This is a genomic window from Paracoccus acridae (genome assembly GCF_014642735.1).
Classification (GTDB): Bacteria; Pseudomonadota; Alphaproteobacteria; order Rhodobacterales; family Rhodobacteraceae; genus Paracoccus; species Paracoccus acridae.
The window spans coordinates 1-24195 of record NZ_BMIV01000014.1; the positions used below are offsets into that span (position 1 = coordinate 1).

Annotated in this window: 22 protein-coding genes and 3 pseudogenes; 8 read left to right on the plus strand and 17 right to left on the minus strand. The window is 62.2% G+C overall.

Annotated elements, in window-relative coordinates; translation table 11 throughout:
- Positions 1–271: 271 nt before the first annotated feature.
- Together IEX25_RS15665 and IEX25_RS15670 are read left to right on the plus strand one after the other, a co-directional pair.
- Complete coding sequence (locus tag IEX25_RS15665; protein WP_188716214.1) at positions 272–451, plus strand: hypothetical protein; 180 nt, start codon at positions 272–274, stop codon at positions 449–451.
- Positions 452–550: 99 nt separating this feature from the next.
- The gene (locus IEX25_RS15670) at positions 551–1222 is read left to right on the plus strand and encodes a sugar transferase (RefSeq protein ID WP_167623792.1); all 672 of its coding nucleotides are present in this window, start codon (positions 551–553) and stop codon (positions 1220–1222) included.
- 71 nt (positions 1223–1293) lie between these two features.
- Here IEX25_RS15670 and IEX25_RS15675 read toward each other — a convergent pair whose 3' ends face one another.
- The 6 genes from IEX25_RS15675 to IEX25_RS15700 all read right to left on the minus strand — a co-directional run bounded on the left by IEX25_RS15675 (position 1294) and on the right by IEX25_RS15700 (position 9758).
- Positions 1294–2004 carry a DUF4167 domain-containing protein gene (locus IEX25_RS15675; RefSeq protein ID WP_308421448.1) on the minus strand — a complete coding sequence of 237 codons (711 nt, stop codon included), beginning with the start codon at positions 2002–2004 and terminating at the stop codon, positions 1294–1296.
- Complete coding sequence (locus IEX25_RS15680; RefSeq protein ID WP_188716216.1) at positions 1947–2615, minus strand: TetR-like C-terminal domain-containing protein; 669 nt, start codon at positions 2613–2615, stop codon at positions 1947–1949. Before IEX25_RS15680 ends, IEX25_RS15675 begins: the two co-directional genes overlap by 58 nt.
- A gap of 1346 nt (positions 2616–3961) precedes the next feature.
- Positions 3962–5740 (minus strand): thiamine pyrophosphate-requiring protein, encoded by a 1779-nt coding sequence (locus IEX25_RS15685; protein WP_188716217.1) that lies wholly within the window; start codon positions 5738–5740, stop codon positions 3962–3964.
- Positions 5741–6295: 555 nt separating this feature from the next.
- Positions 6296–6616 carry a hypothetical protein gene (locus tag IEX25_RS15690; protein ID WP_188716218.1) on the minus strand — a complete coding sequence of 107 codons (321 nt, stop codon included), beginning with the start codon at positions 6614–6616 and terminating at the stop codon, positions 6296–6298.
- A complete protein-coding gene (gene ctaD / locus IEX25_RS15695; RefSeq protein WP_188716306.1) occupies positions 6613–9093 on the minus strand; it encodes a cytochrome c oxidase subunit I in 2481 nt (826 codons plus the stop codon). Before ctaD ends, IEX25_RS15690 begins: the two co-directional genes overlap by 4 nt.
- A gap of 14 nt (positions 9094–9107) precedes the next feature.
- Complete coding sequence (locus tag IEX25_RS15700) at positions 9108–9758, minus strand: cytochrome c oxidase subunit II (RefSeq protein ID WP_188716220.1); 651 nt, start codon at positions 9756–9758, stop codon at positions 9108–9110.
- A 105-nt stretch (positions 9759–9863) separates the two neighbouring features.
- Between IEX25_RS15700 and IEX25_RS15705 the strand changes: the two genes are divergently transcribed.
- Positions 9864–10373, plus strand: a complete 510-nt coding sequence (locus tag IEX25_RS15705) for a DUF2231 domain-containing protein (protein ID WP_167623873.1) — start codon at positions 9864–9866, stop codon at positions 10371–10373.
- On the opposite strand, the gene IEX25_RS15710 is transcribed toward IEX25_RS15705, so the two are convergent.
- From IEX25_RS15710 to IEX25_RS15720, 3 genes are read right to left on the minus strand one after another with little or no spacing between them, the layout of a single operon-like run.
- On the minus strand, positions 10340–10855 hold the full coding sequence (locus tag IEX25_RS15710; RefSeq protein ID WP_188716221.1) for a CopD family protein: 516 nt from the start codon (positions 10853–10855) through the stop codon (positions 10340–10342). The two genes, IEX25_RS15705 and IEX25_RS15710, sit on opposite strands and share 34 nt — an antisense overlap.
- Positions 10852–11580: a cytochrome c oxidase assembly protein gene (locus IEX25_RS15715; protein ID WP_167623805.1), complete on the minus strand. Its 729-nt coding sequence runs from the start codon at positions 11578–11580 to the stop codon at positions 10852–10854. Before IEX25_RS15715 ends, IEX25_RS15710 begins: the two co-directional genes overlap by 4 nt.
- Positions 11577–13904 carry an FdhF/YdeP family oxidoreductase gene (locus tag IEX25_RS15720; RefSeq protein WP_188716223.1) on the minus strand — a complete coding sequence of 776 codons (2328 nt, stop codon included), beginning with the start codon at positions 13902–13904 and terminating at the stop codon, positions 11577–11579. Before IEX25_RS15720 ends, IEX25_RS15715 begins: the two co-directional genes overlap by 4 nt.
- Positions 13905–13977: 73 nt before the next feature.
- On the opposite strand from IEX25_RS15720, the gene IEX25_RS15725 reads away from it, so the two are divergent.
- The gene (locus tag IEX25_RS15725) at positions 13978–14178 is read left to right on the plus strand and encodes a hypothetical protein (protein WP_188716225.1); all 201 of its coding nucleotides are present in this window, start codon (positions 13978–13980) and stop codon (positions 14176–14178) included.
- A gap of 95 nt (positions 14179–14273) precedes the next feature.
- Positions 14274–14864: an exopolysaccharide biosynthesis protein gene (locus IEX25_RS15730; protein ID WP_188716227.1), complete on the plus strand. Its 591-nt coding sequence runs from the start codon at positions 14274–14276 to the stop codon at positions 14862–14864.
- Between the two features lie 36 nt (positions 14865–14900).
- Here IEX25_RS15730 and IEX25_RS20150 read toward each other — a convergent pair whose 3' ends face one another.
- Entirely contained in the window at positions 14901–15041 is a 141-nt protein-coding gene (locus IEX25_RS20150; protein ID WP_229665320.1) for a hypothetical protein, read from the minus strand.
- An 84-nt stretch (positions 15042–15125) separates the two neighbouring features.
- On the opposite strand from IEX25_RS20150, the pseudogene IEX25_RS15740 reads away from it, so the two are divergent.
- Together IEX25_RS15740 and IEX25_RS15745 are read left to right on the plus strand one after the other, a co-directional pair.
- A pseudogene (locus IEX25_RS15740) lies at positions 15126–15297 on the plus strand (IS3 family transposase); the annotation flags it as partial.
- A gap of 58 nt (positions 15298–15355) precedes the next feature.
- Positions 15356–16132: pseudogene (locus IEX25_RS15745) on the plus strand (amino acid kinase family protein); the annotation flags it as partial.
- A 159-nt stretch (positions 16133–16291) separates the two neighbouring features.
- On the opposite strand, the gene IEX25_RS15750 reads toward IEX25_RS15745, so the two are convergent.
- The 3 genes from IEX25_RS15750 to IEX25_RS15760 form a co-directional block, all read right to left on the minus strand.
- Positions 16292–17953: a BCCT family transporter gene (locus IEX25_RS15750; protein ID WP_188716231.1), complete on the minus strand. Its 1662-nt coding sequence runs from the start codon at positions 17951–17953 to the stop codon at positions 16292–16294.
- A 591-nt stretch (positions 17954–18544) separates the two neighbouring features.
- Positions 18545–19891: a PRC-barrel domain-containing protein gene (locus IEX25_RS15755; RefSeq protein WP_188716233.1), complete on the minus strand. Its 1347-nt coding sequence runs from the start codon at positions 19889–19891 to the stop codon at positions 18545–18547.
- A gap of 416 nt (positions 19892–20307) precedes the next feature.
- Positions 20308–20517: a YetF domain-containing protein gene (locus IEX25_RS15760; protein WP_229665322.1), complete on the minus strand. Its 210-nt coding sequence runs from the start codon at positions 20515–20517 to the stop codon at positions 20308–20310.
- Between the two features lie 101 nt (positions 20518–20618).
- On the opposite strand from IEX25_RS15760, the gene IEX25_RS15765 reads away from it, so the two are divergent.
- Complete coding sequence (locus tag IEX25_RS15765) at positions 20619–21662, plus strand: IS5 family transposase (protein ID WP_103175182.1); 1044 nt, start codon at positions 20619–20621, stop codon at positions 21660–21662.
- Positions 21663–21825: 163 nt separating this feature from the next.
- On the opposite strand, the pseudogene IEX25_RS15770 reads toward IEX25_RS15765, so the two are convergent.
- From IEX25_RS15770 to IEX25_RS15785, 4 genes and pseudogenes are all read right to left on the minus strand, one after another.
- A pseudogene (locus IEX25_RS15770) lies at positions 21826–22071 on the minus strand (DUF421 domain-containing protein); the annotation flags it as partial.
- Between the two features lie 9 nt (positions 22072–22080).
- Positions 22081–22758 (minus strand): hypothetical protein, encoded by a 678-nt coding sequence (locus IEX25_RS15775; protein ID WP_188716238.1) that lies wholly within the window; start codon positions 22756–22758, stop codon positions 22081–22083.
- A gap of 37 nt (positions 22759–22795) precedes the next feature.
- Positions 22796–23212: an ion channel gene (locus IEX25_RS15780; protein WP_188716240.1), complete on the minus strand. Its 417-nt coding sequence runs from the start codon at positions 23210–23212 to the stop codon at positions 22796–22798.
- A 238-nt stretch (positions 23213–23450) separates the two neighbouring features.
- Positions 23451–24182: a hypothetical protein gene (locus tag IEX25_RS15785; RefSeq protein ID WP_188716242.1), complete on the minus strand. Its 732-nt coding sequence runs from the start codon at positions 24180–24182 to the stop codon at positions 23451–23453.
- Positions 24183–24195: the final 13 nt, after the last annotated feature.

The window sequence follows — 24195 nt, forward strand, 5'->3', positions numbered from 1 at the left end:
TTCGGCGTTCTTCAAAGCTCAGGTGCTGGTAGTGGGAAGCCATTCGTCAACCTCATGCAAATACCTGTAATAATTTGGCATTTGCACTTCGTTTGTGAATCCACCCTCTACAGCAATTTTCGACAGTAATTCGTTTTATGGAACAAGGCGATGAGGCCATCTGCCTTCGCCTGATCATCCGCCAGTTCATTAGCCTATACAAAAGTGCAAATTGGCCAAGAGACAACCTCCGGTTATGGAGAGGATGTTCGTTACAGTTGTAGGTATTTCCATGTTTGCTTCTGAAACCACCTTCGCGTTTCGTCCCGCTGTGTCTGTCGATGACTGGAAGGTCATCATGTCGGCAATCAGCGCTTACTCCCACAATGCAGAGTACCGTGAGCTTCTGGGTCGCTTGGAGCGCCAGGCGAAGGTCAACGGGATCACATTGCCCGCGCCTCGACTTTCCTGACATCGACGGTTGCGCGTGCGCTGAAGTCAGACTGACTTCGGAGAGTGATGGGGGTTTCCATCACTATTTTAAGCCTTTGTTCGTAAAGAGTAGTTTGTCATGTTTGTTCAGCAGCAGCTCCTGGCTGATGGCCCGGCCTATGTCTCCACCGTTGCTCCGCGTCACGGACTTTACCGCAGCTCGCTCAAGCGGCCGCTTGATATCCTCCTGGTGCTGATGGCCTTGCCAGTCGTCTTGCCGCTGGTGCTGGTGCTGGCCCTGGTCGTGCTCATCGATGGCAGTAATCCCTTCTACGCGCAGGACCGGGTCGGTCGTGGCGGGCGCCGCTACCAGATGTGGAAGCTGCGCAGCATGGTGGTCGATGCCGACAAGCGGCTGCAGGGTCATCTGGACACCCATCCCGAGGCGCGCGCCGAGTGGGAAGAGACCCAGAAGCTGCGCCACGATCCGCGTGTCACGCGGTTCGGTCGTCTGCTGCGCAAGAGCTCTCTGGATGAGCTTCCCCAGTTGTGGAACGTCCTCGCTGGTCACATGAGCCTGGTCGGTCCCCGGCCGATGCTGCCTGAACAGCAGGCCCTCTATCCTGGCTCCAGCTACTATGGACTGCGACCGGGCCTGACTGGTCTGTGGCAGGTCTCGGAACGCAACCAGTCCACATTCGCCTCTCGCGCCATGTATGACGACAGCTACGATCGTTCGATCAGCTTGCGCACGGATGCCCTGGTTGTCTGGCGCACCATCGGCGTCGTGCTGAGGGCGACAGGCCTCTGATCCCTGTCATGAAGGGCTGAAGACAGGCCCAGATTTCCAGAAGACGCTCACCTGCCCTTGCGGGTCGCCCATCAGGCTGGCCGAAGTACCAGGCCAAGTTGCTCCAAGGTATAGCCGTGCTGTCCGGCAATGCGTTCAAGATCCGCCGCCGCCGCTGCGCGTTCCTCGGCAGCTTCAGTCTGCCTTCGTTTCTCGGCGGTGACGGACTTGCGTGCCTTGTCCAGGCGGATCACCTCGGAGTTGGGGGCTTGTCCTGTGCCCGCCGCAGGCACGGCTTCGTCCCTCTGCTTCGCATCGGTGGACGACGGTGCTTCTTGGATGATCGAGGCTCTTCTGGACGACCTGTCCCTTACAGGATGGTCCTCCACATCATGGGCTGGTTTGCCCACGCGAACATAATGCTCGGCCGATTGCAGGAAGGCCTCCGAGGCTACGCGGTCATTTGCAAGCCGCGCTTCTTCCGCGAACTGACGATAGCGCTCGACGAGCTGTTGAGCAGTCCCTCGGATCTTGCCCTTCGCGCTCGTGCTCTCGAATACACGGTTGCCGGGACCCTGCTGCTGCTGTGGCAAGCGGGGTTTGCCGGTTCGCCGTCTGTGATATGGTTTCATGAGCCCATTTGATGAGGCAGCCGAAATGGAGGGCTGCACCCTGCCGAGATATGCTGAACCGGCCTCCTCAACAAGAAAACATGAAGGCTTGGCAGCTTTTTCTAGGATCAGGGTCACACAGGTCTGAGGTGATGCTGTGACCCGGTCCCTGCCGTCCTTGAATTGGGGCATGAAGGCGCAGGCTTGAACATTTTCCTGTTGAACACGCACACAGCCGCCCTTGCGGCGTCCTGGTCGGTCGAGCCGGGCGTCCAGCGGCCCAAGTCCCCGAGCAGCATCTTGGTGATGACGCCATACAGGTAAGTGTGGGCCATGGCCCGCAGCATCACCAGGTCTTCATCCGGATCAAGATAACCTTCCTCTCGGGCACGATGCAGGATCTTCATGACAAGCTCATGGACCGATTGCTCATATCGCAGAAGACGAGGATGGGCCTCGAAAACAGGAGCAGGCATTTCACCGACAAGCCGGAACTCCTGCGGGTAGAGACGCGCCCAGTCAATATAGGCCACAGCGATTGCTTCAAGCTGATCGACGGGAGACGAACAGCGGGCTAGCTCCTGCGTGATGGTGTGCAGCAACCGTTGCAGGGCCACATCGGCCATCGCCACAAGCAGATGCTCGCGGTCGAAGATGACCTGCTTGAGTAGATGCTCTTCGACCCCAAGTTCTGTCGCCAGTGTTTTCAGATCCGGCAGCTCACCTGTCTTGGCAGCGAGACGGCTGGCCGTGTTGATGGCCTCGGAGAGCAGATGTTGGCCGAAGTGGGAGGGAGCGTTCATGACACTTCAACCTGTAATGGAATGGTTTCCCAATCGCGCCTAAGGCAATGCGGGACAAAGCGAAAGAGAAGGAAAATCTTTTTGGTTCCTATGGTTTATATGCCGCATCCCTGCATGGCCGGGACTGCGCTCCAAGCTTCGGCCGTCTGGCGCCGGCCTGCGCCCTGAGCCTGGACCCCTGCCCCTCCTTTGCAGCTTTTCCCGCGTCCTCCGTCTCGTCCCGAGCCAGCCTTTACGGGGCTGCAATCGTCGGTTCAGCGGCCCCGTCTCGGCCCGTGCTGGGTGAAGATCGCTTGCGGGGTAGCCCGGTTGTCCAGCCCCGCGCCGGAACGACCTTGAGAGTGGAGGCGGGAGGCTGCAGCAGGCTGTAAGCGAGACCACAGGGATCGAGCAAACAGCCTGTGGTCACCCGTGCGGGCAGTTGGGTGATCCGGTCCAAACCCCCGCCGGTCGGCGAGGGGGACTTTTCATATCGAACTGACTGACCGCTTACCTGACGCTGATCTTTCTTCTTTGTTGAGCTTTGCGACCAAGGCGTCGAACACTTGCCTGACCTCATCGTCTGACATTTCCGTCTCGGCCTTGGGTCTCGACCAACGGATGTCGTGCTGCTCGGGCGAATGCAACATGTCACACCCTCCTTTGCACGGAGAGAGCCTAGCACGACAAAAGTCGTATGCCAAATTTCCTGTCGTTTGCTCTGCTGGGTGGCACAATCCTGCCGAACCTTCCCACAGGGCGGCTCACTTCCCTTCGCTCCGTGATGGGCGCGTCCAGCTCGCCGCCTTGCAAGGCCCGCCTCCTGTAGAGAGGCGGCAGGCTGGATAGTTTCGACCGGGAAAGATGATGGCGAGATCCCCGCAAAGGGCGGGGATCGAGGCAAAGGCGCGTGTCCGCGCCTGGCCAGGGGATTCGGACAAGCCGAACGCCCCTGCCTTTGTGGGGGCACGCGCGAAGGGCGCGCGTCCGTGTCATGGGAGCCGCCGGTTCCCCCACGCAAGGCCGTCCGCTTGACGGGACGAAGGGGTTTCCCTGGCCTTCCTCTGCGCTGCGCACTGCGTGCAGGCCGGGTGGGCGCGTCTGGTGTCGCAGCCCATGGAGGAATGGGACTTACAAACTGGGGCGACAAGCAATAACCGACAGTAATCATCCTGGCGACATACACTTCACTGACAGGGCCATTTTGGGTCGCTCAGCGATTTGCCTCGATAGCACCGCGTTTCGCGATTGCACCTTCAATCACTGCACACTGATCTATTCGGGCGGGCGCCTGCCCCACTTCAGTCACGACCGGTCCGTGACCTGAACGCCCCCGCTGCTTCCTGCGAGAGCCGCTGGCCCCACTATTATTGATCCGGTACCGATCCGAATATCTGCCGCGCGGCATTGCGCAGGATGCCCGCGCCTTCGGGATCGCGCATTGTTGCCATGGCGAAATTCCTGATCTGCTTGAAGGTCAGATGCGGGGGAATGGGCGGCACCTCGGGATCGGCCTTGATCTCGATCACCGTGGGGCGGTCGGCGGCAAAGGCTTGGTCCCAGGCATCCGCGACCTGGGCCGGATCATCGACCAGGATGCCGTGCAAACCGATCATCCTGGCAAACTGGTGATAGGGCACGTCGGGGATGTTCTGGGTCGCCTCGAACTTCGGGTCCCCCTCCATCACCCGCTGTTCCCATGTGACCTGGTTCAGGTCGCCGTTGTTCAGCACCAGGCAGATCCAGGTCGGACTGTCCCAGTCGCGCCAGTATTTCGCCACCGTGATCAGCTCGGCCATGTTGTTCATCTGCATGGCCCCGTCGCCCACCATGGCCACCACGGGGCGCGCGGAATGGGCCATCTTGGCCGCGATGGCATAGGGCACCGCCGCCCCCATCGAGGCGAGGCCTCCCGACAGCGAACACATCATCCCGTGCCGGATCCTGACGTCGCGGGCAAACCAGTTGGCACAAGACCCGCTGTCCGAAGTCAGGATCGCATGATCGGGCAGGCGCTTCGACAACGTCCAGAAGGGCAGTTGCGGGTTGACCGGATTGGCCGGGGCATGGGCGCGCTGTTCCAGTGTTTCCCACGATGCCTGGATGCTGCGCCGGATGCGGTCCTGCCAGCGGCCCTCGGGCTTCTGGTCCAGCATCGGCAGCAGGGCGCGCAAGGTGGCCGCGCTGTCGCCGGTCAGGCTCGCCTCCATCGGATAGCGCACCGATAGCATCGTAGGATCGATGTCGATCTGCACGCCCCGCGCCTTGCCTTCCTCGGGCAGGAACTCGGAATAGGGAAAGCCCGATCCGACCATCAGCAGCGTGTCGCAGTGCTGCATCATGTCCCAACTGGCTGACGTACCCAGAAGTCCGATGGAACCCGTGACATAGGGCAGATCGTCGGGCAGGACCGCCTTGCCCAGCAGCGCCTTGGCCACGCCCGCGCCCAGCCGTTCGGCCACGGCCTGAACCTCGGCCTGCGCGGCTAAGGCGCCGGCCCCAACCAGCATCGCGACCTTCTCGCCCGCGTTCAGGATTTCGGCCGCGCGGCGCAGGTCGGCCTCCTGCGGGACCACCACGGGCGGGGCATAGCCGACCCCGGAAAAGACCGAGCCATGCGCGCGAGGCGGATCGGCATAGTCCAGTTCCTGCAGGTCATTGGGAAAGATCAGGGCCGACACGCGCCGCTGGCCGATGGCGGCGCGCATGGCGCGGTCGGTCAGATGGCGAACCTGGGGGGGCACTGTGACGGTGTGGACGTGATCGCCCGCCACGTCCTTGAACATCGACACAAGGTCGATTTCCTGCTGGTAATGCGACCCCAGCGCGGTGCGCGCCTGCTGGCCGACAATGGCCAGGACCGGCATGTGATCGGCCCTTGCGTCATAAAGCCCGGTCAGAAGATGTGCCGCCCCTGGACCTGATGTTGCCAGGCAGACGCCGATCTCTCCGGTGAATTTGGCATGGGCCACGGCCATGAAGGCGGCCATTTCCTCGTGCCGGACCTGCACGAAGTCGATATCGCCCCCTCGTCGCCGCAGCGCGCCCAGAAGCCCGTTGATGCCGTCGCCGGGATAGCCGAAGACGCGCCGGACACCCCAGTCCCACAGCCGCTGCCAGAAGAAATCCCCCACTGTCATCGACATCGCCTACCCCCATTCGCACCATCCGCAGGGGCAACCATGGCGGGGCGACGAGGTTCCCTGCCGCTTAGCGGGCGGCAACGAAGCTTCTACCGCAATCCTGTCGCGCTATTGCGATCCTGTCATGCGCTTCTTGAACTGGTCCTCGCTCAGGCGCTTAATCCCGAAGCTTTCAAGTGCCTCCACGACGATGTCGGAGGGCGTCTTGCCCGCCTCGCCAGCCGCGATGTCCAGACCGCGGCGAAGATCGTCGGGCAGATTGATGGGTGGGATGCGCTTTGCATGGAAATGGTTTCCTTGGTCTCAAGTTGTCAAACACGTTTGCGCCGCCGGGGCACAGCCCTTGCAGTGGTCAGGCAGCCATGGCCTGGCAGCTTTCGGCCCAGCGGCGGCAGGCATTCAGCCAGACCTGCCTGTCCTGAGAGATATGGTGCATCGGGGTTCCTCACCTTTGGAAAGCACGCGTGCGGGGACAGCTGTGTCATGGCTTGGAAACCGGAACGCCAAGGTTTTGTTCCGGTCTGCTGACAAGCGCGTCCCTGGCCCAAGGCCCCTCGCCTACAGACATAACGAGGTGGTCACGACCGGCAGAAGGCTCCATACTGTCGCGACCAGGGCCACGCAGGCCAGGATCATGCTGACCCGCTGCACCCAAGGCTGGGCAGAGGCAAAGCGCGGCGTCCGCAGCCCGAAGATCAGCCCGACCTGCACGGCAATGGCCACTACCCAGGCAACGACCAGCACGGCGCGGCCCTGGCCCAAGCCAAGCCCTGCACCGGCCCCCCGATCCGAACAGACGACCCCCTCCAGCCCATAAACCCCGCTGAAGGCGGCGATCCAGACGGACAGCGGCAGCGAAAGGCGCAGGATGTCCTTCATGGCAGCCACCCCGGCAGCCAGGCGGCGCCAAGCCCAAGCCCCGCGACCAACACGGCATAGTCGATCCACAGCTGCACCACGCGCGCATCGCCGCAGCGCCGGGCCGAGATGAAGCCCGCCTGGATGCGTGCCGTCAGGAACAGCACCATCAACCCCGCAAGACCCGCGTGGAAGGTCACATAGCCCGCAATCACCCACAGCGTCGCGTCATAGGCGTGGGCGTTGTAGGTCGTGCCCGCAAAGATCGTCCAAGCACCGGCGCCAAGGCCTGCAAGACCGGCCAGGCTGGCCAGCAGGCCCAGCCAGGATGCACCTTCATTTCGGATCGCGCGGTCGGCCAGGCGAATGCCGCCACTGGCAAAAGCGCCGCCGCCAATCGCCAGGACCGGTCCCCAGAAGCCGGGCTGCAGGATCGCAGGCGGCGGCCAGTTCGGGGCAACGGTCCATAGAAAGGCATAGCCGAACAGCAGCGATCCAAACAGCACCGAATTGGCGAGCAAAAGGAACAGCGTTCCCCACCAGCCGGGAGGATAGGGAACCTCGGCATGGGTGGGCAAGGACAGGCCCCGGCCTGCGTCCAGCAACCCTTCATCCTGGCGCGATCCACCCTGCCACACCCAGCACAGCGCCAGAACCGTTACCCCCGCGGCGGCGGCGAACATCAGCCACCACCATTTGAACACCGGCGCCAGGAACACGATGCTGGTAACGACCGCCATGGCAAAGGGGATGATCGAGTTGTGGGGAAAGACGGCGATGAACTCAGGCTCGGCACGGGACACGCTGACGGCCAATGTCTCGCGCCGGTTGCGGATCGGTGTGCCCAGGAAACCTTCGCCGCGCGCGATCTGCACGGGCAGATCGGGGTTGTCGTACAGGGGATAGCGGCTGCTGATCACCGGGATCGAGGCGACGTTGTAGGCAGGCCCCGGGATTGGCGTGGCCCATTCCAGCGTGCCGGCATTCCAAGGGTTCCGCCGACAACGCACCGCGACAACGGCATTCACCGCCACGTCTAGGACCACCAACGCGAAACCTATCGCCAGGATAAAGCCGCTGATCGAGGCCAGCAGGTTTATCAGTTCCCACCCCGATCCGGCCTCGATGGTATCGACCCGGCGCCGCATCCCCAGAAGGCCCGCCCAGTGCAGCAGCAGAAAGGTTCCGTGAAAGCCGACCATCACCAGCCAGAAGGCGGTCTCGCCCATTCGGAAGAACCGCTTGCGCCCGGACAGGACCGGCAACCAGTAATAGACGCCCGCGATCATCGGAAAGACATAGCCGCCGATCAGGACGTAATGCAGATGTGCCACCACGAAGTACGTATCGTGCGCCTGCCAGTCGAACGGGACCATCGCGACCATGACTCCGGTCAGCCCGCCCATGACAAAGGTCACGAAGAAGCCCAGGATCCACAGCATCGGCAGGTGCAGTTCGGGGCGGCCCTTCCACAGGGTGCCGATCCAGGCGAAGATCTGCACCCCCGTGGGCACCGCCACCAGGGTCGAGACAGCCGAGAAGAAGGCCAGACCCATATGCGGGATGCCCGTGGTGAACATGTGGTGGACCCACAGCCCGAAGCTGAGAACCGCCAGCGAGATGGCCGCCGTTACCACCCAGCCATAGCCCAGCAGGGTCGTGCGCGCCATCACGGGCAGGATCATCGAAACGACGCCGGCCGCGGGCAGGAAGATGATGTAAACCTCAGGATGGCCGAACAGCCAGAACAGGTGCTGCCACAACAGGCTGTCACCGCCATGTTCGGCCTGGAAGAAAGGCATGTCGAAGGCGCGTTCCAGTTCAAGGATCAAGGATCCCAGGATCATTGGCGGGAAGGCGGTCAGGATCATCACCGCCACGACCAGCATGTACCAGGCAAAGATCGGCAGCTTGTCCAGCGACATGCCTGCCGCGCGATAGCGCAGCACGCTGACGACGATCTCGACCGCGGCGCTGATGGCCGAGATTTCGATAAAGCTGATGCCCAGCAGCCAGATGTCGGTGTTGATGCCGGGCGAATAGGCACTGGAAGACAGCGGCGGATACATGAACCAGCCGCCGTCGGGGGCCACCCCCGCTAGAAGGGCAACAATCATGCTGGTGCTACCGATCATGTAGCACCAGAAGGCAAAGGCGCCCAGCCGGGGAAAGGCCAGGTCGCGGGTTCCCAGCATCCCCGGCAACAGGATGATCGTCAGCGCCTCGAAGAAGGGGATGGCAAACAGGAACATCATGATGGTCCCGTGCATCGTGAAGATCTGGTTATAAACCTCGGGACCCATGAAGGCCGAGTTGGGCGAGGCCAGTTGCGCGCGGATCAGCATGGCCAGGATCCCGCCCACCAGGAACATGCCGGTGGCGCCCATAATGAACATGCCGCCGATGGTGTTGTTGTTGACTGTGGTCAGGATGCCCTTCCAGCCGGGATCGTTCCTCCAGATCGGATACAGGGCCTTGTGCAGGCGCAGCGCGGTCAAACGTGGCTTGTCGGTCACGGCATCTCCCCAGCCAAGAAGGCATTCCAGGCCGCCGCTTCATGGGCGATGACGGTGAAGGTGTGGCGGCGGTACCCCGTCCCGCTGAATTCCGCGCTGAAACCAGCGTATTCGCCGGGCTCCCAGGCCTCGATGCGCAAGACGTTCACATGGCCCGGGATTGCGTCCAGCTTGCCTGCCAGGCGCGGCACCCAAAAGCTGTGGATCACGTCGGTGCTGGTGATGTGGACATCGATCGGGCGGCTCGCGGGAATGTGCAACTCATCCTCGGTCATGCGGCCGGGCGCGTCAGGATAGGTGAAGCGCCAGACCCACTGCCGCCCCTCGGCCTCGACCGCGACCACGTCCGGGCCGGGGCGCGGCAGCAGCCGTTCGCCGATCCACAGCCCCCAGACGGTCAGGGCCGCCAGCACGGCCATCGTGAAACCCAGGCCCAGGCCCTTGATCCAGACCGTCTCGCGCCGGATGTCCGCTGCCTCGCCGGATGGTCCTCCGCCCCGGCGGAAGGCCAGCACCAGCAGGATCGTCACCAGCAGAAAGATCGCTGTCGCGCCCGCCAGCATGACCCACCACAAGGTGGCGATGATATCGGCCGCGGGACCAGCCGGATGGACGGCGGAAACGCGCTCTTCGCAACCTGCCAACATCAGCGGCGTTATTCCCCCGATCACCATCCTGGGAAAGGGACGCCTATGGCCAAGGACGGGAACGACACGCAGGGCGGCAAGCAGGCCAAGCACGAAACCGACGACATGCTGGGCGAAGGCAAGGCAGACCTTTTCGAGGATCCGGTTGCCGACCTGCCGGGCTTCAACCAGACCTCGTCCAGGATAGCAATCGCAGGCCACCCCCTGCACGCGATGAGCGTGGCTTTTCCGATCGCCCTGACCTTCTGTAATTTCGGCGCCGATCTGTTCTACTGGTGGACGGGCGATGTCTTCTGGGCACGCGCGGCGCTCTGGGCCGCCGGCATGGCCTTCCTTATCGGCGTTGCGGCGGCGTTCACGGGCACGCTGGAGCTGCTGTTCGTGCCGGGCATCCGGGCGCGGGCTGCCGCCTGGACCCATGCCGGGATCGCGGTCGTGCTGCTGTCGATCCTGGGGGCCAACTGGGGTTATCGGCTTTACGGCTACGAGGACGCGGTGCTGCCCTACGGCATCCTTTTGTCCGCTTTCAGCGTGGTCATGGTAGGCGCGACGGGGTGGCATGGCGGCAGGCTGGTCTTCGATTACCATCTGGGCACCTCGGACACCGGCAACTGACGCTCTCGCGGCTGCGTCAGCCAGTCGGGCATGGGGATTTCCTCAAGCTCCGGCTTCAGCAGGACCAGGGTCAGGATGACCAGGACAGGCACCAATAGGATCAGAAGCGGTCCGATCGGGCGTGGGGTCTGGTGACGGCCGTCGCTTTCGCCCACCTTGACGATGTGATGGCCGATCCAGGCGTGAAAGCCGATCAGCAGCGCGACGAAGACCAGCTTGGCGAACATCCAGACGGTAAAAACCTCGCGCAGGAAGATCAGCCAGGTTCCGGCGACGATGGCGGTCACGGCGGCTGGCGTGATGATCCAGACATAGCTGACATGCGAGGCCAGCCGGATCCGGGTATAGTCGGCCTGCCCGATGGCCGGATCGTGGCGCGCCAGCATCACCGGCAGACCAAAGAGGCCCCCCACCCACAGCGCAAGCGCAATCACATGCAGGGCCTTCAAGTGGGGAATGACCGGTTCCAGCCAGGAGATCATGTCGGGCGGGCCTGCAACTGCCGCCAGCCGCGCCGCGCCACCAGCAGGCCCAGGGCGGCATAGGGAAGACCCGCAGGCACCCACATGATGATCCCGCCAAGCTGCTGGTCCGTCAGCGGCGTGAACCCCCAGGACAGCGGTGCTGTCTGATGGATCGCGTAAAGCGCGTCCGGTGCAAAGGTCAGGAGCGCGCCCAGCAGCCCCATCTGCATATAGGCCCCCAAGATCGCCAGGCCCGCCTGCCCCGCAGGCTGACCGGGCGCCAGGATCGCGCGCCAGAAGGCTGTGGCGGAGCCCAGCAGCGTCGCCTGCATTACCCAGTAAAGGCCCATATTCGCCATCGCCGCGTCGTAAGCCTGCGGCAGGTGCCAGATCCACAGCGCCCCGGTCGCTGTCAGAAACACCGGCGTGATGGCGCGGGGCACCCGTGCAGGCCAGGCCAGCGCGATCAGCGGCGCCGCAACCGCCACCAGCAGCAGGTGATGGACCACCCGCGCGGAAAACAGCGCCGCCGACAGCGCGCAAAGCGGCGAGACGAAGGCCAGAACCAGCACCACCACTGCCGCCCCGCCCGCCCGCGACCGTGCAAGCATCAGCGCCAACACGGCAAGTGCCGCAAGAAGCAGCGGGTCGAGGTTCCAGCGCGCCCAGATCACGCCCGGATCGGGGGCCGGGCCGCAGTAAAGGCCGGTCAGGTCACCCACGATCAATGCATCATGGATCATTCCGCAGCCCTCATCTCTACGGCACCACCCTCGGCCCGGATACGGACGGGGACGCCTTTATAGGCCGGGGTATGGGACAGCTCGTCGCGGTAATGCACCGGAACCAGCGGGTTCACTTCCGGGTAATAGGCCGCGACGCATCCATCCGGCAGGTCATAGCCCAGGATACGCAGGCCGCGCACCACACGTTCATGGCCATCCTCGATCGCGCATTCCAGCGTGACGACCTGGCCCTCGGTCAGGTCCAGGCGTGCCATTTCCTCAGGGTTGATCAACAGGATGTCGCGCCCGTTCAGCCCCCGCAGCCGGTCCGCAAAGCCATAGACGGTGGTGTTGAACTGGTCGTTCGACCGCAGCGTGACCAACGTCATCTGATCGCCTGGGGCTTCATTGCCAAGCGCGCTTAGGGTGTCGGGCGCGGTGAATTCGGCCTTGCCGCTGTCGGTCTGCCAGATCCGTTCGCGCGCCTTGTTGCCGCGATGAAAGCCGCCGGGGGTATAAAGCCGGTCGTTGAAGTCCTTGAACTTGTCAGGGTAAGTCGCCTCGATCAGGTCGCGGATCAGGGCATAATCCCCGGTCCATTCGTCCCATTTCACCTGGGGCTTTGGCGGCAAGGTCGCCTTGGCGATCCCCGCAATGATGGCGATTTCCGATTTCAGCTGCGGCGAGGCCGGCTTGCGCTTGCCGAGGGACCCATGGACCATGCTCAGGCTGTCTTCCATCGACACCGCCTGCGGACCGGTGGTCTGCCGATCCTCCTCGGCCCGCACCAGGCAGGGCAGCAGCCAGCTGTGCCTGCCTGGGAACAGGTGCGAGCGGTTGAGCTTGGTGGCGACCTGCACGTTCAGGTCCAGCTTGCCCCAGCAGGGTTCGGCCCGTTCACGGTCCGGAATTGACCGGGCTAGGTTGCCGCCCAGTGAGATCAGCCCCTTGACCGATCCATCAAGCAGACCCTCGACCAAGGCGGTGGTGTTGCGCCCTTCCTCCATCGGCGGCTCGAACCCGAACAGCTCGCGCAGCTTGTTGTTCGGGACCAGCTTCGGCTTTTCGGTGATACCGACCGTGCGCTGTCCCTGCACGTTGGAATGCCCGCGTACGGGCGATATGCCCGCGCCTTGCCGCCCGATATTGCCGCGCAGCAGCAGCAGGCTGATATACATTCCCAGGTTCAGCCAACCCTTGACATGCTGCGTCAGGCCCATGCCATAGATGCCGATGGTCTTTTCGGCCTTGCAATACATGTCGCCCACCGTTTCCAGATCCTCGCGCCGAAGGCCCGAGGTCTGCTCGATCCGGTCCCAGGGGGTCTGCTTCATCCGGGCCATGAAATCCTGAAAGCCAGTGGTGTGGCTGCCAATGAAGTCATGGTCGATGACGGTTCCGCCCGAGCGCTCATCCTGCTCGATCACGCGCTTGCAGACGCCCACGAGGGCCGCGACATCGCCGCCGGGCTTCACCTGCAGATAAAGGTCGGAAATCGTGGTCGCCGGCGTCACCGTCATCTGGACAGGGTTCTGGGGGCTGACGAATTTCACCAACCCACGTTCACGGATCGGGTTGAAGGTAACGATCTTGCAACCCCGGTCCCTTGCGGATTTCAGCGTATGCAGGAAGCGCGGCGAATTCGACCCGGTGTTCTGCCCCATGAAGATGATCATGTCGCAATGGTCGAAGTCGTCCAGAACGCAGGTGCCGACCGATACGCCGATGAACTTCTTCAGCGCGACGCTGGTCGTCTCGTGGCACATGTTGGAACTGTCGGGCAGGTTGTTGTGCCCGTAAAGCCGCGCGAACAGCGCAAACAGGTATGATGCTTCCAGGCTTGCCCGACCCGAGGTGTAGAAGACCGTCGTTTTCGGATCCAGCGTCCGAAGCCGTGCGCCGATGTCCTGGAAGGCCTCGTCCCAGGTCGTTTCCACATAGCGGTCAGTCGCCGCGTCATAGCGCATCGGATGGGTCAGCCGCCCGGCTTTTTCCAGTTCATGATCGGAGAGTTCGCGCAACTCGGTTACGCTGTGTTCGGCGAAGAAATCCGGCCCGCAGCGGCTGCGGGTCAAATCCCAGACGGTCGCCTTGGCGCCATTCTCGCAGAACTCGAAGGGATGGGGATGCTTGGGCTTGGTCCAGGCGCAGGATGTACACATATGCCCGCCCGGCTTGTTCTGCCGCATCAGCGTGCGGAACGCGCCCATTGTCGGCCTCTGATCGGCCAGGATGCGCCCGACTCCTTTCAGCGAACCCCAGCCACCGGTGGCGTTGGTGTAATAGGGCGTATCTTCTCGCTGCCGGGTGGAGTCGTCGCCCGGATGCTTTTCTTGGCTCATCAGACCCTCCTCAGACAGGTGACCACGCTGATGCTCTGCCATACTGGCAACACAGGATGCAGCGACATGTTCCATGGTCGGGCAAGACGACACGCGGCTGCCGAGTTTTGATGAGGAAGAGGCACCGGGCAAATACGACAACGCTGAGAATGTTCTTGCAGCAAGAGAGTCCCGAAACCGACCGCGCTATCTGCAGTTCAGCAACGCGCTTGATCGTTTCCTGTTCATCTTGGCCATCCCGCATCGATGCGCTGGAAGCATTATCCTAGTGTGAGCATCCGTCGGAACAATCTGTCCTGCCCCGGGTTCCGCGCAAGCCTGTCGCGGATGCCTTGCGGTCAGGTTAGTCAGACTCCTTACAGGTGGCGCATGGCCGAAGACCAATCCCACAAGCTCAGCGATGTTCTTGATAAGCTGGAGACTGCTGCTCATGGCGACAGCATCACAGTGCAGGAGGTGGTCAAGGAGCTGGGACAGAAATCATTTGCCTCGCTGATCCTGATCTTCGCGCTTGTTTCGACCTCGCCTGCCAGCGCTATCCCAGGACTTACGGCCATCGTAGCGGTGATCGTCTTCATTCTGATGCTGCAGATGATCCTCGGACGGGACAGTGTCTGGCTGCCAGACGTCATCATGCGCCGCGAACTTCCCACGGATAAGCTTTGCAAGGGGATCGGCTGGTTGCGAAAGCCTGTAGGCTTTGTCGAACGCTTCCTGAAGGAACGTCTGACATGGCTACTGCACCACCCGTGGCTTTACCTGCCGCAGCTGCTTATCCTGGTCCTGACCTTGTTCATGCCCTTTATGGAAGTTATCCCGACATCGGGCTCCATTGCCTCAGCGGTGATCGCCCTTTTTGCGGCGGGCCTTCTGACGCGCGATGGCGGCTTGGTCGCGCTGTCGCTGATCCTGCTGCTGGCGATACCCGTGGTCGTCTGGCAGTTCGGCTTTGGCGAGTAGTGTCTTGCTTGATACTCTGCCAAAACATCGGCGCGCCTATATCTGAACCGCTCCAGGTAGGTCGTGCATCTCGCGGTGGAAGTCGTGGCTGCGATGGGCATGGCGGAAGGTCAGGGCGGTGACGAAGACCGACAGGAAGCCGTAGGACTGGATCATCTCGGTCAGGCCATAGGACACGAACGTCGCCGCCAGGGCGGTCAGCCCGTCGCCTGTCTGCGCGAGCTTAGTCTCAGCCGGGATGCGGAAGGTGGCCCAGCCGAAGGCCGCCTCAAGACCGAGTTCTTTATCCGCGTAATTGGCGGACCTTCACCGTAGCTCAGTTCATCGACGCCGTGGATGCCTACATCCGCTGGTATAACGAACGCGCATCAAGATGTCACTTGGTGGCCGCAGCCCAATCGAATACCGTAAGAGCTTCGGCCTTATGCCGTGAAAACAGTCCAGGTTTTTGTCCGCCCCCCCGGGGGGCACTTCTGGGTGGAAATTAACACCGCAGCTATTCCGAGGTGACGTTCTCGCGCCTGGCAGCACTGACCGGCGCACAGGAGGCGATCATCCACAAGGAGTTTCACCTCTCATTCGCCGACCCCAAGATTGTGGGGGCCGGGGCGGTCCGCAAGCTGGGGCGCACCAATTACGACGTGGCCGATCAGCTGTCGAACCTGGGAATGGAGGCCATCCACCCCAAGGCTGCCAGGACCCTTCGCCAGTCAGGTGTCCCGCTGCGCGTGACCAACGCCTTTCAGCCCGCCGATCCCGGCACATTGATCGACGACTGTCCGGCCGAGAGCCCGCAGGTCGAGATCATTACCGGGCTGGACCTGTTCGCGCTGGAGCTATTCGAACAGGACATGGTCGGGGTCAAAGGATATGACGCCTGCATCATCGACACGCTCACCCGGCACAATGTCCGCATCGTGTCCAAGGTATCGAACGCTAACACGATCACCCATTACGTCGATGCCTCCATGAAGGTGCTGCGCCGCGTCGAAAAGGATCTGGCCGCCGCCTATCCTTCGGCGCAGGTGACCTCGCGAGCCATCTTCATGGTGGCGGCAGTCGGGCGCGATATGGGCGGCCTCTCCGTCCTGCATCGCGGCTTGACTGCGCTAAGCGGTTCCGGGCTGGAGGCCATCGGCGCCACTCAGCGTCCTCGTCAGGTCGATGTGCAGTTTATCGTCAACCGCAATATCCGCCAAGCGGCCATATGTGCCCTGCACGCAGCTTTGGTTGCAGGAGATTCTGTGCGGGTCCCGCAGGCCGCTTAGGCAGGACCTCGGCAACGCAACGAGCCATCCATCTCGCCGCTGCGATCCACTCATCCAGTTGCTGGGATAAATTCATCACCTGTCGCAACCTGCTCGGAGAACGCTAAGTACAAGATACACTCGTTCCAGCCTGCATCTCCGAGCGCTTTCTCAGCCTTGTCAGCCCTTGCTTGAGCCATAGTTGGGGCCGGACCCGCCATTAGTTCCCGGATCGAATTCGCTGAGCGCGGGACGCTTCCCTATGGTGATGTGATCGATATCCTCGGCCGCGAATCCTCGCAGGAGTGCAGGGATCATCAAGCACACCAGCACGAAGATGGGCAGCCCCACAACGGTGATGACCTCCTGCAAGGCAGTCAGGCCCGCTTCGCCTGCAAGGAGGATCAACGTCGCGGCAATCATGCCCTCGGCCAGGCCCCAGAAGACCCTTTGGTGGACAGGTCCCGCCTTGGCGCTGCCCGAGCACAGCATGTCCACTACCAGAGATGCCGAGTCCGAGGAGGTGGCGAAGAAGATTGCCACCACAAGCACAGCCAGACCCTGCATCACGGGTGCCCAAGGGAGTTCCGCGAAAAAGGCAAACATGGCCAAGGGAACCGATTCGGAGACTGCGCGGCTGATCGTGCCAGCAGCCGGACCCATCGCCTCGCGCGCTGCCTGGCCAAGACCGTCCATTGCCATCGCCTGCCAGCCAAAGATCGCGAACCAGATGACGGTGAACAGCGAAGGTGCCAGCAGAACGCCGAAGACGAATTCGCGGATCGTCCGCCCCCGCGAGATGCGGGCCACGAAAAGGCCGATGAAGGGCGACCAGGTGACTGTCCAGGTCCAGTAGAACACTGTCCAGTTGCCCTGCCAGCCCCAGTCCCCCCGACCCATCCCCTCGCCGTGCAGCATGTCATTCCAGAACGCCAGGCGAGGCAGATTGGACAGATACAGGCCCATGGTCTCGACGATACCGCGCATCAGGAACAAGGTTGAGCCGGTGAACAGCACGAAGATCATCAGGCCCACGGCCATTCCGATGTTGATGTTGGATAGGACCTTGACCCCCTTGTCGAGGCCGGCAACGATAGACAGCGTTGCCACGACGGTCAGGCTGCCGAGGATCGCCAGACGTAAAGGCGTGTCGTTGCTCCAGCCGAACAGTGCCGACAGGCCCGCCGCGACCTGCGAAGAGCCCAGCCCAAGGGACACCGCCACCCCGAACAGCGTCCCCAGGATCGAGGCAATGTCGATCACTTTGCCGACCGGACCGTGGATGCCTTCCCGCAGCAGCGGATAGAAGACCGAGCTGACCCGCACGGGAAGATCATAGCGATTGATGAAATAGGCGAATGCCAAACCCGGCAATGCAAAGATCGTCCAGGTGTGGAGCGCGAGATGATAGAGCGAGATCGAGATCGCATCCTGCGCGGCTTCGAGCGTGAAGGGCTCGACACCCCGAAGGGGAGGCGACTGATAGTGGCTGATCGGTTCGGCCACGCCCCAGAACATCAGCACCGTGCCGATACCTCCTGCAAAGAGCATGGTGAACCAGGACAGGTTCGAATAATCAGGCCGGGAATTTCGGGGGCCAAGTCGAATATGGCCATGTCGCGACATCGCGGCATAAAGCAAGAAACCCAACCAGACATTGACCCCCAAGATAAAGAACCAGCCAAGGTTGGTCACGATCCATGCTCGGCCTGCAGCGAAGGCGGCCCCGATCGAGCCTGGTGCGAATACTAGAAGCAGAACGAAGAACAGGCTGAATCCCGCCGAGACAAAGAAGATTGTCGGATCGACTCGCAACCCCAGTCTGTTGGCAAGTTCGTTCATCGTCCTGTCCCTTGTCGCCTTACATACGGGGATCAAGCGCGTGTTGCTTCAAATCGTTCCCTGGCAATATGGCCAGCCGCTTTGACCATGAGCTTGTTGATCGGCGCCTGTACTTACTGAAGGTTCGGCCGATGATGCGTCACACTGGGCGAAGGTCCACGCTCCCAAAGAGAGGCGCACCGAAGTCGGGTGGCGCCACAGCCTCGACCGGGCAGAACTTGCCCATCGTACAGACAGGATGTGCTGCGCCAGTTGACACGCATGGTGTTTCAGCCTCGCAAGTTCCTACCGAAGGGATGCTCGCGTCGGCAGCATCGGATCGCGTACTACCAGCTCCCGGAGGCGATGTTCGAACCTGCTACGGAGATCGCGCCGACTTTCAGCCCAAATTCCAGCAGCAGTCGCGCAGGGAGAGGTTCAGAGTGATATAGCCTTGCTGCACGGCCTTGCGAGCACTAAACAAAGCGCACTTTCCTGGCGCCGAGATCGACTTGCACGATACGAGCCAAAACCAATCGAGATGAAGCAGGCCCGAAAAAAGGCCCCGCTAACCATGCGGGGCCTCTGACATCTGATCAGCGGATCAGCGGATCAGTTCGCCCTCGCAACCGGCTGATCGTCGCTCAACGCCGCGTTTTCGTCATACTGGAAGTCGCGGGCACGCTGGATGTCCTGTTCCGTCATGGTGCCCAGCATCAATTGTTCACCGCTTATCGAGACATTTGCCATGGGAACGGGAACAATCTTGTCGCCGATGTCCAGGAACCCGCCCGAGCTGAGAAGTAGGTGCTGCTGGCCTTCGATGTCGATAACACCCTCGGGATTGCCCAATTCCTGACCGTCGGCAGTCACCACGGTCAACCCCTTCACATCGCCGACCGTCATTTGGCCATCGCTTGCATCAGCGGTAGCATCGGGCTGACCAGTCATGCCGGCCGGTGCATCCGCAGCGGCTGCCTGCTGACCGGCGCGCCGCTGTTCCCGTTCTTCAGGGGTTTCGATCATCACCCGCGGCTCTCCGGCCATTTGTACATCAACCGTCGGCTGCTCGGTCATCGTGATCGTCACGTTCGGCTGGGTGGGGCCCGAAAAGGATACTTCAGGTTCGGCGCGGGTGATCTCCACCTGCGGCTCTTCGGCCGAGGCAACAAAGCTGACGACCGGCTGTTGCTGGGCCAGATTGACATTGCCGGAAACCTGCTGCGCCCCGTCGCCCTCTGCCGTTTCCTGGGCCTGATCGGTCGGCACCTGTTCGCCTTGGGCCACGCCCAAGCCGATGTCCAGCTCGGGATCGGGCTGGGTGACGATGATTTCGGGTTCGCCCTGGACAACCTCGACCTGCGGATCGGACTCGGTCACCGAAACCTGCGGATCGGCCTGCAGGACATAGATGCTGGGTGCCGGCATGGTCACGCGGACGTTGATTGTCGGAATCTCGACCGCGATCTCCGGCTGTGCCTGCTCGACCTCGATCTGGGCGGCCCCATCCTGCACACTGACCTGCGGCGGGGCTTTGCGTACCGTGACTTCCGGCTGAGGGACGCGCACATCGATATTGGGTTCGGGCACGCGAACAACGGCCTCGCCAACGATGGTCGCTTCCTCGGATGTCACAACGGATTCGGTGGTCGCTTTGGCCTCGGCTTCCGCTGTCGCCCTATCTTGCGCGGTGCCTGCTTCTGTCGTCAGCAGGGTCTGGATATCAGCACATTCCCGCGCAACATCGTTGTTCACGGCATCGGCAACGCGTGTGGGTTCGGCCCCAGCGATGCTGCCATCTTGTTGGGCGATGAATTGGCCAAGGGACCGGCATTCCTCGCTTTTTCCTTCAAGCTCGGCAATGTTGACATTCAGGGTTTGCGCATAAGATGGCACCGCGAATCCCGCCGTCAGAACGGACCCTGCCAAAAGGGCTTTCAGGTTTGCTGGACTGTTCATGTCGAATGACCTCCTTGCTATCCGGCCTGCTGCGTGGGGAAAACAATGTGCAGCAGACACAGGCAAAGGGGATCGGCACAGGCGATGTTCCGCTTATATATATTAACCTTTGTTAGTTGTCCCTGTAAGCCACTCATATAAGGAAAGATTTTTTCAGAAACAGAATGGCAAGAGGCTTCAGGTTTGGAAAAGCCTGACACAGCTGTGCATGTTTGGGCTGCTACGCGACAGAAATCTTTTCTTAGTTGACTTTGGTCCGATCGCCCGCGCTGCCATCATCGAGCTGCGGACCCGCCTACACAAGCACTGAGGGCGATGGCGGGCATGGGTGGACCAGCCTACCCCGCCGCTGCTGCACCGGCTGCCGGGTTTTGCGCGCCCGAGACGGCAGAGAAGGTGGTAAAGGCGGTGCGGGCTCAGCGCGGCACGACGCTCAGAGAGCCGTCGGTTTCCAGGACGACGGACATGACCTTGGCAATGTCGGTCTGGCCGTTCTGGCGGAGCGCGGCGTCGATCTCCTCACGCGTAACGCGCTGCCGGCGCAAAGCTGCATCCAGGTATTGCCCCTCGTGGACCAGCAGCGTGGGTTCGGCCTTGATCAGGCTCTGGAAACGCTCGGACCGCACCGACAGCCAGGTGATGACGTATTGTAGGGCACCTCGAAAAATTGCGCTAACCGGGCCGCCGGGGTAGGACGCACGGGGCATTCGGCTGCTGGAGCGTGACGATGGCGCAGATGGGTTTCTTTGATCTTTCGGACCGCTACGTGAGCCTAGACGCCAAGAAGGACCCGCTGGTCGAGATCGACGCCATTGTGCCCTGGGAGGAGTTCCGACCGACGCTGGAGCGGGTTTGGCGCAAGCCGGAGGCGGAGCGCAAATCGCGGGCGGGGCGCAAGCCCATGGACGCGGTGGTGATGTTCAAGACGCTGGTGTTGGGTGCCCTCTACAACCTGTCCGACGACCAGATCGAGTATCAGGTCCGCGACCGGCTGTCCTTCATGCGGTTCCTTGGTCTGGGGCTGGAGGACCGCGTGCCCGATGCAAAGACCGTCTGGCTTTATCGCGAGGGGCTGGCACAGGCGGGCATGGTCGAGGCGCTGTTTCAGCAGTTCGACGGCTATCTGGCGCGGCAAGGCTACATCGCGCGGGGCGGCCAGATCTTGGATGCCTCCATCGTGCCGGTGCCGAAGAACCACAACACGCGAGATGAAAACCGGGCGATCAAGGCCGGCGAGGAGCCCGAGGGCTGGGCCGAAAAGCCGGCCAAGCGATCGCAGAAGGACGTGGATGCCCGCTGGACCAAGAAGCACGGGAAATCCCACTACGGCTACAAAAACCACGTCAACGTGGACCGCCAGCACAAGCTGGTGCGCCGTTACCACGTCAGCGATGCGGCCCTGCATGACAGCCAGGCAGTGGATCATCTGCTGATGCGGGGCAACACTGGCGCAGGGGTCTGGGCTGATCCGGCGTATCGGTCCGTAGAGATGGAAGCCAGGCTGCGCGCGTGCAAGCTGAAGAGCCACATCCACCGCAAGGGCAAGCGAGGCAAGCCGCTTACCGAACAGGCTAAAGGCAGCAACCGCACGAAATCCGCAGTGCGCGCACGGGTCGAGCATGTCTTCGGCGCGCAGACCAACGACATGGGCGGCACGCTGTTGCGCACCATCGGCCTGGTGCGGGCGAAGGCCAAGATTGGGATGAAGAACCTCGCCTACAACATGCGTCGCCTCGTCCAGCTGCGCCGCCTGAACCCCTGCCCAGCGTGATCCGGGGCGCCGAAGTCAGCCCGTAAGGGCCGAAAGGCGGCGCTGTCCTCCGCCCGTAAAGCCCGCGAAGCCAACACGCCACACCCTGCCCAGACACGTCATGTGTTCCTCAAGCCGTCGAACCGGCCAAAGAACAGCGCAAGCGGTCAAAAATCGAGGTGCCCTGTAGATAAACCAGAAGCGCCAGGCCCAGAATCCCCTCCAGCAGGGGCACGCTGTTGCTCAGCAGCACCGTCGCGAGTGTCGAGCCGAGCGCCACCGTCACGATCAGGTCAAAGGCGTTCATCTTGCTCAGCGTGCGCTTGCCCGAGCCGCGCAGCATGAGGATCAGCGCCGCATAGGCGGCGATGCCGACGACCAGGACGCGAAGCAGTCCCTGCCAGCTGTCGAAGAAGATGGGTTCGGACATCCTGCGGCCTCAGCGCTGTTCGAGGGCTGCGGTCGCCAGGCGACGGCCGTCGGCTTGGAGCGCAAGCTGCATCTCGGTGCCAGGCTGCGTCTCGGGCCTGACAATCTCGGCCAGCAAGGTGCCGTCGGGCTCTGTCGTCATCTCCTGCAGAGGCACTGTCTCCTCCCCCTGCACCAGAACAACCGTGACTGGCTGATCGCCAGCCAGGCCCGTCGCGGCAATGCGGATGCGCCCTCCGTCCAGGGCGGCCGCGCCAAGCTGCACGTCCCCAGGTTCCCCATCCTCTGCCGCGAGCAAGCCGGCGGATTGGCCCAGATCGCGCAGGTCTCGTCCCAGTTCGCTTTCTGACAGAAAATCCGAAGCGCCCTCTCTCGCCCGTGTGGCCATACCTTCGACCTGCTCCGCCGTATCTTCGAGTGTCTGCTGGGCCCTCTCCAGAAGACGTGGGTTGGCTTCATCGCCGTCCTGCTGCTGGGGGATGGCGACGGCACCCGCCTGCCGCAGGGCAGCCTCGTCGGAAACCCCATTGGTCCGCAGGATCGCGCCCGCCGTGACGCCGCAGCGCGCCGCAAGATCGGCAAGCCGGTCCTGGGGTTCGAAGGGAACAGCCGCGGGACAGTCCCCGGCCAAGGCCGGCGCGGTATGCAGGCCGGCCGCCAGTGCGCTGACCAAGGCAATCGTCCGCATGTTCTTTCCTCCTGCTTTTTAACGGGTCTGCACGAGCTCAAAGCCCATCCAGCGCCTTCTTCCAGACACTGTAGATGAAGGTGGCGGACCAGGTCAAAATCATGAACCCGCCGAGGGACTGCATCATGTTGACCAGCCGAATTGGTCCTGCCGCCTCGATCTGCGTATAGCCCAATGTGGTGAAGTTGATGCCCGAGAAATAGATCAGGCCGGACCAGCGGGTACCCATCTCATTCAGCTGCCCCATCCATGGCCAGTCCAGCAGCACGCGGTAGGCGCCGGCGAAAAACAGGATCTCGGCTAGATGAATGACGAGGAGGCCGATGAAGACCGAGATGATGGCGCGGTTGGGACGTTCCTTGGCGTCCGCTGTCACCCGGCGCAGGCCAAGAAGCGCAAAATGGTGAAAGATCCCCAGCAAGGCAACAAGGCCAAAGCCGATCAGCAGCGTCATTGCAAACCTCCTGTCTCGTAGCGCTGACCGGGTGGCCTCTCTATGAGCCCAGGAGCAGCCCGGCAGATGACGATACTCAATAAGGCTGCCAACGAGCGGCGGCGCTGCCTGAGGCAATTTCTGGAGCGGCCCACTGTGCTTGGTCGGTTGCCCTCAGTGTCATCACCCAGTGCCCCTGACTTGAAGATTTGCCTGTGCCAGAATGCCTGATGCGCTTGCTGGCGTTTACCTTCCATGTTCAAGCCGCCAGCAGGATCAGCGCATAACCTGTGGTGCCTAGCGCAAATGCGCCAAAGTTGCTTTGCCGCTCCTCGGGCAGCTCCTCCTTCAGCACGTTCAGAACGACACCGCCTGCAAGAAAGGCAAAAAGGAAGCCAACAAGAACCTGCGGGATCTCGGTGACAGCGCCCACAGCCCACCCACCAAGTACGGCAGCCGCTGTCATCCAACGCCCCCTGTTGTCGTAGCGGTCCTTGTGGTCCTCGCGCAGACCATAGTCGGTGGTCACGAAATGCAGCGCCATGGCCACAAAGTAGATCAGCAACGGGACCAGGCCCGTCTCTTCGCGGTGCAGCAGAAGGTATCCGATCAGGGCATTGTAGAGGACGAAGGACCCTATGTGGAGCCAGAACAGTTCTGCTTCCACGGCATCGCATCTGCGGCTTCCCCGTGAGCGCAGGCGAGAAGCCTTGGCCGCTCGCTCAAGGCCGTAGAAAGTCGCAAGACCCACTAGGGCGACAAGATAGACAAGAGAGTCCGTCATCTGCTCCGACAGAGCAAGCGCATCGCTGAAGGTTTGCTGGTGCACCGCCAGTTCTGGCAGGATGTGGAGAAAGACATAGGCGACCGCGACCCCACCTGCACCGGACAGCCAACGGCTGCGGGGGGTTCCCGCAAGGAACCTCATTGCACCGATGAAGAGGTGAATGGCGGCAAATCCGCAAGCGAGCAGGAGTGTCAGAAGCAGCATCCGTTTCAACGGG